Origin of the sequence: Stenotrophomonas sp., from assembly GCF_032056425.1 — a bacterium.
GTDB lineage: Bacteria > Pseudomonadota > Gammaproteobacteria > Xanthomonadales > Xanthomonadaceae > Stenotrophomonas.
Window position 1 is genome coordinate 74,202 of the sequence record NZ_DAMBCN010000020.1, and the last position, 15,087, is coordinate 89,288.

Consider the following 15,087-nt stretch of genomic DNA (forward strand, 5'->3'; position numbering starts at 1 on the left):
AAAGCGGGTCAATTGGCACGTCCCAAGAGCGGGTCAAGCCGCGGTTGGTGTTTGCGCCGGGCCGGTCAGCCTGCGGTTCGGGGTTTGCGCGTGCGCTTTGGCTTTGCCGCATCACTGCCGCTGGCTACGCCGTCCTGCAGGGCCTGCAGCCAAGACAACGTATCCACGTAGTCAATGAAATGCCGCAGGTAGCCGGGGCTGGCGCCCTGCATGGTGTCCAGCATGCGCTGCACCAGCACCGCCGAATTCAGCGGGCCGCCATCCGCCGGGGCTTCGGCGCGCAACGATCGCTTCACCTGCAGCTCGCTGCGCAGGGCCGACCATTCGCGGCGCACCGTTTCCAGCATCGGCACCTGCGGGTAGTGTTCGCGTGCGCGCGAACCGGCATCCAGATCGCGTACCAAGGCACGCAACCCCTCACGCGCAGCGCCGGCAGCCGGCTTATTTGCCATCGCCGGCCTTCGGCTTGGGAATCGGCGCGATCTCCACGCGGCGGTTGCGCGCGCGGCCGGCTTCGTCTGCATTCGAACTGACCGGCTGCTCACTGCCGAAGGCGGCGGCAAACACGGCATCGGCCGGCACGCCGTCGGCAATCAGGGTGCGGGTGACCGTGAGCGAACGCTGCGCGGACAGCTCCCAGTTGTCGGCGAAGCGGCGGTTGCCATCGCGGATCGGCGCATCGTCGGTGAAGCCGCTCACCATCAGGATTTCATCGCGCGAGCCCAGGTAGGCCGACAGTGGGGCAGCCAGGCTGCGCAGCAGTTCCTGGCCTTCCGGCTGCAGCTGGTCCGAGTTCAACGCGAACAGCACGTTGCCGCTGATGCCGATGCGGCCATCGACCAGGGTCACCCGGCCGGCAGCCAGCGGGCCGGCCAGTGCCTGCTCCAGCGTCTGCAACCGCTTGGCCTCGGCCTGGCGCTGCTTCACTTCGGCATCCAGGCGCTGCGACAACTCCAGCTGCACGGCCACCACGCCCACCAGGATCAGCACGAAGGCGCCGAGCAGGACCGACATCAGGTCACCGAAGGCGGCCCAGATCGGGGCGTGAGAACCGCCATCGACCTCCAGTTCGTCGCTCATGCGCTGCCGGCCTTGCCGCGGCGCGCGGCCAGCTGCTGCAGTTCGTCCATCACCTGCTTCTGCGACAGCAGGCTCAGGTCGACCACTTCACGGGCCTGGGCCACGTAATAGGCCAGCTGTTCGTCGCTGCGTGCCAGCGAGGCATCCAGCGCGCCGCCAATCTGTTCCAGGCGGCCGGACAGCTCGACCGCTGCGCTGCCGAACTGCTCAACTGCCGCGCCGAAGCTGCCGGCCAGCTGGCCGACATCGCCGGCGCTGCCGCTCAACTTTGCGGCAATGCCATCCAGCTTGCCGGTCTCGGCGGCAATGTGATCGGTGAAGCGGCTGCCCACGCGTTCCAGCAGCTCGGCCGAACCGCCCACCAGTGCGTCCACTGCGTTGCGCTGTTCGTGCGAGGCATGGTTGATGGCCTCCAGCAGGGTCTGCACCGTGGCCAGCAGGTGGCCGCGTTCTTCCAGCACGGCGTTGTCGCGCACCAGGCTTTCCGACAGCGTGTTGCGCAGTTCGTTGATGACTTCGGCGGCTGCCTTCGGCGCCTGCGCGGCGGTCTGCAGCAGGGTGGACACTTCGGCCAGGGTGGCGCTGGCCTGGGCACGGCCGTTGTCGCCGATCTGCTGGGCAGTGTCGGCCAGGGCCTGGCACACGGTCTGCTGCTGCGCGGTCAGGTCGGCAGAGGCTGCCTGCAGTGCCTCGGTCCAGCGCTGCAGGCGCTGTTCGTCGCTGGCCTGCAACTGCGCCTGCAGGGCCGCGTGGGCCTGCTGCAGATCGGCGCTGACTGCATCCCAGCGCGCCTGGCGCTGCTGTTCGCGGGTGTCCAGGCTGGCCTGCAGTTCGGCATGCGCGGCGGCCGCGGCAGCCTGTACGCTGTGCCAGTCCTGCGTTCGCTGCTGTTCGTGCGCCTGCAGCAGCGCCTGGCTGTCGGCATGGCGCGCATCCAGCGTCTGCAGCAGGGCCTGCGCCTGGGCGTGCAGGGTGTCGTTGGCGCTCTGCAACGCCTGTTGCTGGCGCTCGGCCAGTTCGCGGTTCAGATCGTGCTGCTGCTCGGCGGCCGTGCGCCAGGTGTCGGCATGACGCTGCGCATCGCCCTGCAGGCGCTCACCCAGGTTTGCCAGCAGCGTTTCACTCTGGCGGGCCTGGCCGTCGCTGAAGGCCTGCAGATGCTGACGCAGCTCGGTCACAAGCGCCTGCTGGGCCTGGCTCTGCTCATCCACCACGCGCGCCCAGCTGGCTTCGGTGGCCACGCGGCTGCGCTCGAAGCCGTCGGCCAGACCGGTCAACTGCTGCTGCACCGCCTGCTCGACACGCGCGTGCAGTGCCTGGCCGTGGCTGGCCAGCCCGGCCAGCGTGGTTTCGGCCAAGGGCTGCAGGGCGCCGCCAATGGCGCTGGCGCTGGCTTCGGCACCTTCGCGCAGCGATTGCTGCAGCGAAACCGCCAGCCTTTCCTGCAGTGCCTGGCTCTGGGTCAGGAACTCGCCCTGGCCGGCCAGCAGGCGCTCGTTGGCGGCGCTGCTGTGCTGTTCGAAGGCGCGGGTCATCTCCTGCAGGCGATCCACCAGCGCCGGCAGGGCGGTGGACTGGGCCTGCAGCAGGCGCAGCGATTCGGCGCGCTGCCAGGCCTGCGAGTGCGGGTGCAGGTCGCCGGCGATGGCCCGGTCCAGTTGCTGCACGGCCTGCAGGCGGTCGCGGCGCAGCAGGGCGGCTAGCAAGCCCAGCATGGCCGAGCTGGCCACACCGGCAATGGAGGTGCCGAACGCCACGGCCAGGCCCTGCACCGGCGACGCCAGCGAACCGCGGATGGCGGCCATGTCGGTGGCGCTCTGCAGGGCCAACCCGGTGCCGCGCAGGGTGTCCATCATGCCCAGCAGGGTGCCGAGCATGCCCAGCAGTACCAGCAGCCCCACCAGGTACGGTGTCAGCACCGGTGCGGGCAGGGCGGAGCGCTCGCCTTCCACGCGCAGGCGCACAGCGTTGCGCAGGCCAGCCGGCACGCGCTGCAGCCACGGCTGCAGGTTGTCCTTGGCCAGTGACAGATCGGCCAATGCCGCGCGCAGGCCGTTGCTGGCTTGGCGGTAGCGGTACAGCTCCACGCCACCGGCCACGTAGCAGGCCGCGATAACCGCTGCCACCAGCGCGCCCAGCGGATGTACGGCCACATAGCCAATGCCGATCCAGCACACGGCCAGCAGGCCTACAAGGAAGACAACGACAGGGAAGACGGTTCTGGACATGGTGTTCCGGTCAGTGGGGGCGCAGGGCTGCAAGCAGCCCCTGGATCGGGTGGAAGCGCAGCTCAAGCTCGGCCAGCAGCAGGCTGCGCATATCGTTGCGGAAGGGGGCGCGCCAGCCGGGCTGGCCATGCACGCGCTCGAAGCGCGCGCCCAGCACGGCGGGGGCGGTGGCCAGCAGGGCCTGTTCGCGTGGGCTCAGGGTCTGTTCCATCACCGCGTCAATCTCGGCCAGCCGAGCCAGTTCGGGCGCCTTCTGCACCAGCTGATCGCGCAGGCGCCCGCGCAAGCGGCCGGTGGCGGTCTGCATCGCGCGTTGCAGCACCAGATAGCGCTGCCGTAGCGAGGCGAAATTGGCGGTGGCTGCCGCCTCGGCCAGGTCCAGCAGGCGCTCGGCCTCGGCATCCTCGTTCAACGACGCCAGCAGGCTGGCCTCGGCCTGGGTGCAATCGGCCAGCAGGTCGTCCAGCGTCTCCGCCGCTTCGGCAGGTTCAGGCAGGCGGCCATCCAGCGCCGCGGACAGGGCCACGGCACGGCTCCAGTCCACCCACTGGCCGAGGCGATCGGTCAGGGCAGGACTGGTGGCCGGCGTCGCACCGTCACTGAGACGGGCGAGCAGACGGAGGAAGTCCGGTCCACCCAGGACCGGCTGCACTGCGTTCGCCATCAAGGGGTTGGGGGCCAAAACCGCTGATTTTACAGCCAGACGACCCCGGCCGTATGAAAGGTCCGACGGCATGCCGCCCGCGCCCGGCGGCGGGCGTACAATGGCCGGCTGCACTACCGCACCTGAATCCACTGGAGTTCCGCATGACCCTGGCGCAGTTCTACCCCATCGGCACCCCCGGCCAGCCCTGGGGCGATGCTGAACGCGCACAGTGGCGGGCCCGCCAGCAGAAGCAGCGCAGTTATCACGACGACGTGGTGGCCGAGCTGGAACGCCTGGACGAACGTTTCGATGTGGTGCAGTACGGCCAGTTGGACTACGCGCCCGACCACTACCCGCTGTTTGCGGTGGTCAACCATGACTGGAACCCGGCCCTGCCCACCGCGCTGGTGACCGGCGGCGTGCACGGTTACGAGACCAGCGGCGTGCATGGCGCCCTGCAGTTCCTGCAGGAGCGGGCCGAGCGCTACCTGGGCCGCTGCAACCTGATCGTGGCGCCGTGCGTCAGCCCGTGGGGTTACGAGCGCATCCAGCGCTGGAACCCCGACGCCATCGACCCGAACCGCAGTTTCCGTGACGGCGGCCAGATCGAGGAAGCGGCCGCGTTGATGCGCTGGCTGGCCGAGCGCAAGCCGGACATCCGGGTACACCTGGACCTGCACGAAACCACCGACAGCGACCTGCACGAGTTCGACCCGGCGCGCTGCGCCCGCGACGGCAAGCCGTTCGAGCGCGACACCATTCCCGATGGCTTCTACGTGATCGGAAACAGTGAAGACCCGCAGCCGGAATTCCAGAAGGCGCTGATTGCCGCCGTCGCGCCGATCACCCATATCGCCCCGGCCGACGCCGAAGGCAATCTGGTTGGGCTGCCGTTGCAGTCGCCCGGCGTGGTGTGGGGCGAATCGCGCTCGATTGGCGCCTGCGCCGGCTTTACCGATGCGCTGTACGCCACCACCACCGAGGTCTACCCGGACAGCCCGCGCACCAACGCGCAGGAATGCAACGACGCCCAGGTGGCGGCCGTCTGCGCCGGGCTGGATTTCGCCCTGGCCGCGCCGTAACCCGGTAGCGCCGGGCCATGCCCGGCGAGTGGGGCACGGCCGCCCGGCCTAGCAGCGGGGCACTTCGTCCGGGCGCGGTGCCAAGGCCAGGGCCGGGCGTTCGTCGGCCACGGCAACGAACAGGGCGTTGTAGCCGCGCATGTCGCAGTCCACGCCGGTGCGGTAGGAATTCAACACCAGCCGTACCGGGCCGCTGAAGTAGTGCTGCTGCTTCAGGCCTGCCTTGCGCTGGGCCGGTGACAGCAGCGCGCTGATGATCGTGTCGGTGTTGCGGATCCAGATCTCACCGACCGGGCCACGGCCCGCATCGTGCGGCAATCGCCGCTGGCTGGCTGCGTCCGGTTTCAGCACCACCCGGTAGCCGCCGCCGAAGCCCTCGCTTTCCGGCTCCCAAGCCACCTGCAGCGTGCCCGATACGGTGGCGTTGCCGCTGAAGCGGGTTTCGTTCGGCTCAACAAAGACCGAACGCTTGAAGGGCGACGGTTCGGAGGAGATGAATCGCGCCTCCTGGGCCTGGGCATTGGCTGCACCCAGGGCGAATGTGGCGACCACGAACAGCAGGGCGTGTGCTTTCATGCGGCGGTCCGGGCCGTTACAGGGGCGATCTGTTGCGCACACTAGCACCGCACTGGCCTGCGGTCACTCGGTGGCGACGCCTGCACCCTGCGGCCCGTTCGGGAACGCTTTCGGGCAGACCCGTGCGAACTGCAGGGCCGAGATCGGGTTGTAGCAATAGATGTTGGTGATGGTGAAGGTGCCGGTGGCCGGGTCCACGGGTGCCCAGCAGTCGCTGGGCACGCCAAGGGTGCAGAACAGGAAGGGGTTGTCGTTGTAGTAGGGGATGGGCTCGTAGTAGTTGTCCGACTGCGCCCCTGCCGGCAGGGCGAGCAGCTGCAGCAGCGCCAGCGCGCAGATGCCGAGTGTTCTTTTCATCGCATGTTCTCCCTTCTTCACAGCATGCGGCTGCTGTCATGGTGGGCATTGCCGCGAAGGCCGGTCGCTTGCGGCGACGGCGATGCGGCGAAGGTGCCCATCGGCAGCGCGTCCTGCGCTGCCATGCCCGGCGTTGCTGCCGGTGCCGGCACCGCTGCCGGAGAAAGCCCAGGCGAGCCCGATGTGCCCTGTGGCGGCGTCGGGCTGGCGAATGGCGAATACGCCATGAAGGCGCCCATGTTGCCTTGCCAGATTGCCGCGGCGATGGTGGGCGTGGTGATGATCATGGCCGTCATCAGCAGTCCGATGCCGCCCTGTTGCAGTGCCTGCGATGACAACCCTTCGCCGCTGTCAATCGGGAGCAGTTTCATCACCCAGTAGGCGGCGGCCACTTTGGCGGTGAATTTCAGCACCATCGCCGAGACCACTGACAGGATGGACATCGAGAACAGTGTACCCAGCACGTAGAACAGCCATTTCTTGAACAGGTCCCTGGTCTGGTCGAACATCAGGGAGAGGATGAAGATCGGCCCGATCCCCATCAGGAAGGCCGTGGTGAACTTGAACAGCAGCAGCATGGCACCGGCGGCCATGGGCGGGCTGGCGGTGCCGAAGCTGGCCAGCTGCATGGCGCGGCCTTTTTCTCGATCAGCTCGGGATCACTTCCATCTACGTGGATGGCGTCCAGCGCAGACAGCGCCAGCTGCGTATACATCAGGTTCTCGTCAATCGCGTCGGCGGCACCGCCGCTGCGCTTTCCGGTAAACAGCTGGTGGATCTCCCTGTCCAGATTGTCCGTGACCGCCTTGTGCAGTGCCGTGCCATTGGCGCCTGCGGCGGTGGCGGCCATCAGCACCAGCGCCACGCGTGCCGCCCGCGCCATGATCGCCATGGCCGACTGTTGCGCCCGCCCGGCGACGAGCGCATAGCCTTGGGCCAGCACCCAGAACGTGGTGAGCGATACCGCGGTGAGGGTGACCCAATGTGCTGCGCGGCGGGTAAGCTCCAGCCCGAACTCGGCGATCTCTCTGTCGAAGTAGTCATTCACCAGCCGGAAGAACAGGAAGTTTCCCGGTGTGATGTCTGCCAGCAGCGGCAGCCCGGATGTGGCGCTGTCAACGAATCCATTCATGCCATCTGTCCATTCGTGGAGTGAGAGGAAACCGCTGTTCCTTCAGTTCGACAGCGCCCGTTCGAGCACGGCCGCCTGCACCAGCTGGCCCAGCAGGCTGGGGGGCTTGCCGTCCAGTGCCTGGCGCGCAAGCTGCGCGCGTTCTTCAGTCAGGCTTTCGATGTAGCCGTCGTAGGCCTTCATCTGGGCCTGCCAATGCTGGAGGTCCATCGCGTTCTGTGCAGCGAACCGGTGGACTTCGTTGTCATTGGCAGCCAGGTTGCCCTGGCTGCTGCCGGTCTGGCTGCGCTGGGCCTGGATGGCCATGAACTGCTGGTTGCGCTGGATCAGCCGGTCGAGCATGCGCACGGTGGCGTTGTACTGGGTATTCCTGGCCCGCACGATGCGCGAACAGATGCGCAGCTGCTCGGTGGCGGCATCGCCGCCGATGCCGGCCGCCAGCTCGCCGAGTCTGCTCGCCGCACCGCCAGTGCCGCGCCCTGCTGCGCCGGGGCAGCGCTCCCGCAGCCGATAGTCTTCATTGCGCTCGGAAAAACTGTCGGTCATCACCGAGTCGCTGCGCTGCAGTGGATTGAGCTGGATCAGCTGCTGCTTGTAATGTTCGACCTGCCGTTTGTACTGCTCGATGGCTTTGGCCATTGACTGCGGGTCGTTGACGGTCCAGGCGGCATGCGCGGGCCCGGCCAGCAACAACGTGGCAACGGCTGCGCACGCCAACAGGCGCATTGCGCGGGGACCTGGAGGTGAGGTGCGGGTCATGGCAATCCTTGCTGGCCGGACGGGGTACCTGCGGCTCCAGCGCCGTACGCTCACGGCTCCTTCCGCAGTACCGACATTCGATTGCGGGGATTCGGGGCCGTCAATCTGCAGCCTTGTACGTCACGTCGCATGTGGCTGAAAGGGGCGCTCCGACGGGGCGGGAACGCCCGCGCGGCGCGGACTTCCGGTGATGCAACCGCCGCGGCTGGCTCACGAGCTGCGGCTCAGGAACCTGCGGACGCGGCGTCTGGGACCTGTCCGTTCACGCCATTGCGCGCGAGGAAGATCACGATCAGGGCGTCCCGGGTACACGATTCGCAGCAAAAGTGGGGCTCGGTACCGCGGCCAAGCGGCCAAGCGGCCAACGGCAAATCGTCGCAGTTATCCCAGCGCGTCCTGCACCGCCGCCACGAACGCGCGCACTTTCGGCGGCACCCGGCTGGCGCTGGGATAGACCGCCCAGATATCCAGCGGTTCGGGCGCGGCATCTTCCAGCGTGATCGCCTGCACATCGCCACGCGCCAGCGCATCGCGCACATACCACTGCGACAGATTGGCGATGCCCAGCCCGCCCGCGCAGGCTTCGTACACCGCTTCCACCGAACTGGCTGTCAGCCGGCCCGCCACCCGCTGCCGCAGCGGCTTGCCGTCGCGCAGGAACGCCCAGTGGCGGGTGCCGCTGGCGGCCAGGCACTCGTGCGCCGCCAGATCGGACAGCACCAGCGGCTGCCCATGCTGCTGCAGATACCCGCGCGAAGCGATCAGCACACGCGGGTTGTCGGCCAAGCGCCGCGCCACCAGCCGGTTGTCACGCAGCGGCGCAATGCGGATCGCCACATCGATGCCCTGCGCGACGATATCCACCTGTTCGTCGGTGGTGTGCAGATCCACATGCAGGCGCGGGTGCTCGGTCATGAAGGCCGGCAGCAGGGGCGCCACCACCCGGCGACCGAATGCGGTAGATGCGGTGATGCGTAACTGGCCGCTCAGGCCGCCGCCCTGGGGATGCAGGTCGGCCAAGGCATTGGCCTGGCCTTCCAGCAGGGCCTGGGCGTAGGGGAGGAACACCTCGCCATCGCTGGTGGGCGACAGCGAACGGGTGGTCCGGTGCAGCAGGCGTGCACCCAGTTCGGCTTCCAGCGCCCCCAGGCTGCGCGAGGCCGACATGGCAGTCAGGCCCAGCTTGCGCGCCGCGCCGGCCAGGCTGCCCACGCGCACGGCTTCCACGAACACCTGCACATCGCTCAGGTTCATTGTAACGAAATCCGTTTGGCTGGCCTAACTGATTGGCAGTCTACTGCATGATTCGATACGCGCTCATAGTTTCGCCACGCCCACTCCGGGTGCGAACCGAGTCCTATCCATGAGCACCGTGACTTCACCGGCACACCATGCCGCGCGACCGGCCCTCACTCCGGCCCTCACTCTGGTGATGGCCCTCTGTGCGGGCCTGGCCGTAGCCAACATCTATTACAACCAGCCCATGCTGGGCCTGATGCAGCGCGAGCTGCCGGGCACGCTGACCGGCCTGGTGCCCACCGCCACCCAACTGGGTTACGCGCTGGGCCTGTTCGCGCTGGTGCCGCTGGGCGACCGCGTGGAGCGCCGCCGCCTGATCGTGCTGCAGTTCACCCTGCTTGCCGTGGCCCTGGCATTGACCGCCTTGGCACCCAGCGGCGCCCTGCTGCTGGCCGCCTCGCTGCTGGTGGGGGTGACTGCCACCGTGGCCCAGCAGATCGTGCCGTTGGCCGCGGCATTGGCCGCGCCTGAGCGCCGCGGCGCCACCATCGGCATCGTCATGTCCGGCGTGCTGTGCGGCATCCTGCTCAGCCGCACCCTGTCTGGCGCGGTGGGCGACCACGCCGGCTGGCGCGCCATGTTCTGGCTGGGCGTGCCGCTGGCGCTGGGCGCGGCGGTACTGGCACGCACGCTGCTGCCGGTCAGCCAGCCCACGCAGGGCGCAAGCTATCCGGCGCTGATGCGTTCGCTGGTGGGCCTGTGGCGGGAACTGCCGGTGCTGCGCCGCGCTGCCATCACCCAGGGGTTGCTGTTCGCTGCTTTCGCCGCGTTCTGGACCACCCTGTCGCTGCGCCTGCCGCAGGTGAATGCCCACTACGGCGCACAGGTGGCCGGGCTGTTCGGCATCGTCGGTGCGGTCGGCATCCTGGCCGCACCGCTGGCCGGCCGCATTGCCGACCGCCGTGGCCCGCACCTGGCCATCGTCGCCGGCAGCGCGCTCACCCTGCTGTCATGGCTGCTGCTGGGCCTGTGGCCGTCCATCATCGGCCTGGTCGTGGGCTGCGTGCTGCTGGACCTGGCGGTGCAGGGCGTGCTGGTTTCGCAGCAGCACGTGGTCTACGCACTGCGGCCCGAAGCCCGTTCGCGCCTCAACACCCTGTTCATGGGCTCGATGTTCCTGGGCGGTGCCGCCGGTGCCGCAGCCGCCAGCTGGGCCTGGTCGCTGGATGGCTGGCGTGGCGTGGTCGCGTTGTCGACTGGGCTGGCGGCGCTTGCAACCGCGCTGCAGATGTCTGCATACCGCAACCCGGGAGCGAAGCAATGAACGCAGCACGTCTCGTCGGAATCGCGCTGCTCCTGGCTGCCGGCGCGCCCATCTCTGCGCAGGCTGAAGAAGCGGTCGCGCCAATCACACAGCAGGCACCGGGCTTCTACCGCATGCCGCTGGGCACGTTCCAGGTGACCGCATTGCTGGATGGCACGCATCTGTTCCCCGTGGACCAGCTGCTGCTGGGCGCACGCCCCGGTGAAGTGGATCGGCTGTTGGCCCAGCAGTATCTGAAGGCGCCCGTGGAAGGAATGATCAATGCGTTCCTGATCGAGCGGGGCGGTCGCCTGATGCTGGTCGACACGGGTGCCGGTGAATTGTACGGCCCGGAGGGTGGCGGCCTGGTCGCAGCACTGCAGGCATCGGGACGTCAGCCCGCGGATGTGGATGACATCTTCATCACCCATCTGCACAAGGACCATGCCGGCGGCCTGCTGCGCGATGGCAAGGCAGTGTTCCCCAATGCCACGGTGCATGTGGCCAAACGCGAGTTCGACTTCTGGACCAACAGCCGCAACCAGGACCAGGTTGGTCCGCTGCAGCGTCCGTTCTTCGCCGCCGCGCAGCGCGTGCTGGCGCCGTATCGCGCGGCCGGCCGCGTGCAGACCTTCGAGCCGGCAGGCCAGGATCTGGTGCCGGGGCTGCGTGCCATGCCCGCGCCCGGCCACACCCCCGGTCACAGTGTCTACCTGCTGCACTATGCCGATCAGGCCATGCTGTTCTGGGGTGACACCGTGCATGTGGCGGCGGTGCAGTTTGATGATCCGCATGTGGCGATCCAGTTCGACTGGCAACGCGAACCGGCCATCGCTTCGCGCGATGCCTTGTACCAGCAGGCGGTGGCCAATGGCTGGTGGATCGCCGCGGCACACATCTCCTTCCCCGGCATCGGCCATATCGCCGAAGGCGCGCCGTACCAGTATCGCTGGGTGCCGGCGAACTACACGCTCAATCGTTGAGGCAGACCGGCCGTACGTGGAAGCGTAGAATTCCTTCGCCGTTGGCGCCTGCATCCGCAGCGCCCGCGGCAAGGAACCCCACTGCAAATGGAATGTAGGTAATGAACGTAACCCCCTCGCTGTCGCGCGCACGCCGCACGCGCCTGAAGCTGCTGGCCCCGCTGCTGGCTGTCGCCGCCGCTGCACCGGCCGCCCACGCCTTGAACGCCAGCCAGTGGCAGGCCATTGCGCCGTCGCTGCAGGCCGCGCTGGAATGCCGCGCCGCCCCCGATACCAACAGTGCCGCCTGGAAGGCGCTGCCGCGCGAAGAAGACGGCAGCCTGAAGCCGATCAGCCCGGCCGCCGGGTTCACCCTGTTCGGTCTGCCGGTGAAGGAAATCACCGCGTACATCGACGATAGCGATGGCATGGGCCAGAGCTACAGCGCCGAACTGGGCGCCAGTGTTGCCGCCGTGCGCAAGGCCGCCAGGCTGAATGCCGGCGGTGGCCGCGAGACCAAGCTGGGCTCGCTGATGGTGAGCGAAGGCAGCCCGGTTACGCTGACCTGCACCGTGCCGGGTGAGTACGACGAGCGCGACTACCAGGAAAACTGAGCACGGTAGACCCTGCCGGGGTGGCGCAGCGCATGTGCTGCGCCACCAGCAGCAGGCTGACACCCGCCGACGCCGCCAGCAGCCGTGCCAGTGGCAGGCTGCTGGTATCGGCAGGCAACTGTGCCCACAGCAGCAGCGCGACGCCAGCGCTGGCCAGTACCGGCGCCACTGGCGCCTGCCCAAGCGACAGCCCGCGGCAGAGCTGGGCGACCACGCCTGCACACACCAGCGGTGTGCACAGGCCACGCAGCCCGGTGCCACCTGCGGCCCAGGGGGCGTGGGGCAGGGGGCCCGGCATCAGCTGCGGCAGCCAGGCCGCGCAGAGCACGGCCACGAAGTAACCTGCGGCCGCCCCGTGCAGCCACACGTTTGGCCTGGGTCGTATGTGCACCTTGCTGCCGCCCTTACAGCTTCACGTTCAGCCCGATCTGGAAGCCGCGCCCCGGCAAGGGTGCGATGTACTTCAGCGGCGAGTTGTGCGGTCGCGCCTCTTCGTCCAGCAGGTTGCTGCCGTTGACGAAGACCTCCAGCGCCGACACATAGGCATTGCGGATCGGGAAGGCATAGCTGACCTGCATATCGACCAAGGTGAAGGCAGGCAGCGGAACTTCCTCGCTGACGTTCCGGCCCAGGTACTGCTGGGTGTCGTAGTAGGTGCCAGACACGTGTGCCTTCCAGCCGCCGCGCTGCCAGGCCACGTTCGCACCGTAGCGGTTGGTGGGCATGTTGGGCAGGTACTGGCCATCGTTATGGGCGCGCAGTGAATCGGGGTGGTCGGCCTTGTTCTTCACCAGATCGGAGAACGCCGACAGCTGCAGGCTGCCGTAACGGCCCAGTTCCAGTGCCTGCGACACATCCACTTCGAAACCCTTCACCGTGGTGTCAGTCTGCTTCCAGTATTTAAGCGGCAAGCGGTTGGCCGTCTGCAGGCCGGAATAGCCCAGGTAGAGATAGTTCTCGTACTTCATCTCATAGGCGGTGGCCGTGGCGTCGAAGCCCGCGTTGCTGAAGGCCAGCGTGAACTCCTGGGTTTTGGCGCGCTCGGGTTTCAGCGCCTGGTTTCCTTCCTCCTGGGTCATGGTGGAGTAGTGCGCATTGCTGGCGTAGAGCTCGTTCACGTCGGGGGCGCGCTGTGAATCGGCGTACCGCAGGGTTGCCGCGAACCACTTACCGAGCTTGAAGTAGCCACCGGCGCTGTAGCTTTCCAGGTTGAACTCCCGGTCTTTCAAGCTGCCGTTGGGCGAGTTGCGGCCACTCTGGAAGCGGCTGGCCTGGTTTTCGTGATCGATTTTTTCGCGCCGATACCCAGCGTCGAAGGTGGCCCACGGCAGGCTCAGCGTCTCCTTCATGAACAGCGCCCTTGCCTGGGTATCCACGTCGGGCAGATAGCGTTGCGGGCCACTGCCGGTGATGGAACGGGTCTGCTGGCTGATGCCCAGCAGGCCGGTCAGTGCACCCACGCGGCGATGGTTCAGCAGCAGCTCGCCCTGGTAGGTCTGGAAGGCATACTGGTTGGCCTTGCTGGCGCCCAGGTATTCACCTGCGGTGCTGCTGAGCTTGGACAGGTTCACTTCGGCGCTGTCCAGCAGCGGCAGCGGCTCGCGCACGTTGGCCAGCACCGTGTACGTGTCCTGCTGCAGCTTCACGCCCACCGGGCGGCCCTGGCTGTAGTCCGAACCGAAGGAGAGGTTCTCCATCGAGAAGCCCGGGACGCCGTATTCGCTGTCCTTGCTGTCGATGCTGGCGGCTACGTAGCCGCGGTCGAAGAAGTACGTCGAGCCCACCGCCAGGTGGGTATTGCGGAAGTAGCTGTTGCCCAGCGTTCCGGAATAGTTGGGCGTGACATCGCGGTTGATCTGCTGCTGCACGTACGACGGCGTGCCCTGCACGTACTGCGGGTTGGCGGGGTTGACGTAGGTCCTGCCCATCCACACCGAGGTGGGCTGATTGGTGAAGAAGGAGAAATCGCCGTCTGCCCAGTCCGGGTTCTCGGTCATGAACTGGTCGATGAAGGGCTGCGAGGCCTTGTTGTAGACCCGCTGCACGCGCGCTTCCTTCTGGCAGGCATCGGCCAGTGCGCTGTTCACACCGCCAGCGGCAGGAAACAGCTGGCTGTCACACACGCTGGCCTTGCTGTTGCCGGGAATGTCGTAGTGGGAGATGCGCTGCACCGACATCTGCAGGTTGGTGGACACATTGCGCTGGTTGTTGAAGTTCATGCGGAAGCCCCGCGCATCGACGGCATTGAAGCCCTGGCGCAGCAGCAGTTCCAGTTCCTGGTCCTTGGATTCCATCTGCCGCGAGATGAGCCCGGTATCGACGTTGACGCTGCCGCCGATGGCATTGCCGCCATAGCGCACGCTGTCCGCGGATTTGTTTACCGTTACCTGCTTCACGAACAGCGGGTCGAACGGCACGTTGATGTTGCCGCTGATGGCATTCATGCCCAGGATCGAATGGCCGTCCTCCAGCAGCTGCACGCGGTTGCCGCTGAGGCTGCGGATGACCGGCGCGCCCGCGTTGGGCCCGAAGGCGCTGCTCTGAACGCCCGACACGTGTTCCAGCATGTCGCCCAAAGTGCGGTTGGGCGCATCGGTATTCTCGACCACCACCAGCGTATCGACCTTGGAAAGGCGATCGGCGCGGACATCCAGCGTGGGCAGCGTGGTGCTTTCGGCGGCGCGGGCGCCATGGACAGCAAGCAGTACAGCAACGGCAAGAACGTGACGACGCATACATCCCCCTGAAAAAGAGGCGGGATGTTATAACATCACATTCAGTGCGACAAGCATTGCAATGGGCAAACGGCTGTGCGTGCGTGGCGCTCAAGCACGATCGCTCGTTTACCATGCTCGCCCACGATCGATCTGGCCTTGAATCATGATGTCTGCGTACAGCCCCGCCCAGGTGCCCGCATGAAAGTAGAAATGCAGCAGCAATCGCTGCGCCTGAGCCTGGATCCTGCCGAACTGCACGCGCTGCTGGGCGGGGAAACGGTGGAGAACATGACCCGCTTTGGCGGCGTGGAGGGCTGGGGCCTGGCGCTGTCGCTGCACGCGGGCGAACAGCCGGTGCTGCTGGATGGCGGCACGTTCTGCAGGCTGGTGCT

Annotated in this window: 13 protein-coding genes and 2 pseudogenes; 5 read left to right on the forward strand and 10 right to left on the reverse strand. The window is 67.3% G+C overall.

The features are described 5' to 3' along the window. Positions 1–65: 65 nt before the first annotated feature. Genes RTY46_RS13905 through RTY46_RS13920 form a run of 4 tightly spaced genes read right to left on the reverse strand, consistent with a single transcriptional unit; the run spans position 66 to position 3,972 of the window. On the reverse strand, positions 66–452 hold the full coding sequence (locus RTY46_RS13905; protein ID WP_312709052.1) for a DUF2894 domain-containing protein: 387 nt from the start codon (positions 450–452) through the stop codon (positions 66–68). Continuing rightward, complete coding sequence (locus RTY46_RS13910; protein ID WP_108753269.1) at positions 442–1,080, reverse strand: OmpA family protein; 639 nt, start codon at positions 1,078–1,080, stop codon at positions 442–444. Before RTY46_RS13910 ends, RTY46_RS13905 begins: the two co-directional genes overlap by 11 nt. Continuing rightward, positions 1,077–3,308 carry a DUF802 domain-containing protein gene (locus RTY46_RS13915; RefSeq protein ID WP_312709053.1) on the reverse strand — a complete coding sequence of 744 codons (2,232 nt, stop codon included), beginning with the start codon at positions 3,306–3,308 and terminating at the stop codon, positions 1,077–1,079. Before RTY46_RS13915 ends, RTY46_RS13910 begins: the two co-directional genes overlap by 4 nt. A gap of 10 nt (positions 3,309–3,318) precedes the next feature. Then, entirely contained in the window at positions 3,319–3,972 is a 654-nt protein-coding gene (locus tag RTY46_RS13920; RefSeq protein ID WP_312709055.1) for a DUF3348 family protein, read from the reverse strand. Positions 3,973–4,115: 143 nt separating this feature from the next. On the opposite strand from RTY46_RS13920, the gene RTY46_RS13925 reads away from it, so the two are divergent. Then, positions 4,116–5,036: a M14 family metallocarboxypeptidase gene (locus RTY46_RS13925; protein WP_312709056.1), complete on the forward strand. Its 921-nt coding sequence runs from the start codon at positions 4,116–4,118 to the stop codon at positions 5,034–5,036. 48 nt (positions 5,037–5,084) lie between these two features. On the opposite strand, the gene RTY46_RS13930 is transcribed toward RTY46_RS13925, so the two are convergent. The 5 genes and pseudogenes from RTY46_RS13930 to RTY46_RS13950 form a co-directional block, all read right to left on the reverse strand. Beyond that, positions 5,085–5,612: a hypothetical protein gene (locus RTY46_RS13930; RefSeq protein ID WP_312709058.1), complete on the reverse strand. Its 528-nt coding sequence runs from the start codon at positions 5,610–5,612 to the stop codon at positions 5,085–5,087. A 63-nt stretch (positions 5,613–5,675) separates the two neighbouring features. Next, positions 5,676–5,969: a hypothetical protein gene (locus RTY46_RS13935; RefSeq protein WP_312709060.1), complete on the reverse strand. Its 294-nt coding sequence runs from the start codon at positions 5,967–5,969 to the stop codon at positions 5,676–5,678. A gap of 17 nt (positions 5,970–5,986) precedes the next feature. Next, a pseudogene (locus RTY46_RS13940) lies at positions 5,987–7,101 on the reverse strand (type IV secretion system protein). Positions 7,102–7,143: 42 nt separating this feature from the next. Next, positions 7,144–7,827: a hypothetical protein gene (locus RTY46_RS13945; protein WP_312709061.1), complete on the reverse strand. Its 684-nt coding sequence runs from the start codon at positions 7,825–7,827 to the stop codon at positions 7,144–7,146. 414 nt (positions 7,828–8,241) lie between these two features. Continuing rightward, positions 8,242–9,114 (reverse strand): LysR family transcriptional regulator, encoded by an 873-nt coding sequence (locus RTY46_RS13950; protein ID WP_312709063.1) that lies wholly within the window; start codon positions 9,112–9,114, stop codon positions 8,242–8,244. Positions 9,115–9,223: 109 nt separating this feature from the next. Between RTY46_RS13950 and RTY46_RS13955 the strand changes: the two genes are divergently transcribed. The 3 genes from RTY46_RS13955 to RTY46_RS13965 all read left to right on the forward strand — a co-directional run bounded on the left by RTY46_RS13955 (position 9,224) and on the right by RTY46_RS13965 (position 11,978). Continuing rightward, complete coding sequence (locus tag RTY46_RS13955; RefSeq protein WP_312709064.1) at positions 9,224–10,423, forward strand: MFS transporter; 1,200 nt, start codon at positions 9,224–9,226, stop codon at positions 10,421–10,423. Continuing rightward, the gene (locus tag RTY46_RS13960; RefSeq protein WP_312709066.1) at positions 10,420–11,385 is read left to right on the forward strand and encodes an MBL fold metallo-hydrolase; all 966 of its coding nucleotides are present in this window, start codon (positions 10,420–10,422) and stop codon (positions 11,383–11,385) included. Before RTY46_RS13955 ends, RTY46_RS13960 begins: the two co-directional genes overlap by 4 nt. 101 nt (positions 11,386–11,486) lie before the next feature. Further along, positions 11,487–11,978 (forward strand): hypothetical protein, encoded by a 492-nt coding sequence (locus RTY46_RS13965; protein WP_312709067.1) that lies wholly within the window; start codon positions 11,487–11,489, stop codon positions 11,976–11,978. A gap of 404 nt (positions 11,979–12,382) precedes the next feature. Here RTY46_RS13965 and RTY46_RS13970 read toward each other — a convergent pair whose 3' ends face one another. Next, a complete protein-coding gene (locus RTY46_RS13970; protein ID WP_312709069.1) occupies positions 12,383–14,713 on the reverse strand; it encodes a TonB-dependent receptor in 2,331 nt (776 codons plus the stop codon). Positions 14,714–14,893: 180 nt separating this feature from the next. Here RTY46_RS13970 and RTY46_RS13975 point away from each other — a divergent pair. Further along, positions 14,894–15,087: pseudogene (locus RTY46_RS13975) on the forward strand (hypothetical protein); the annotation flags it as partial.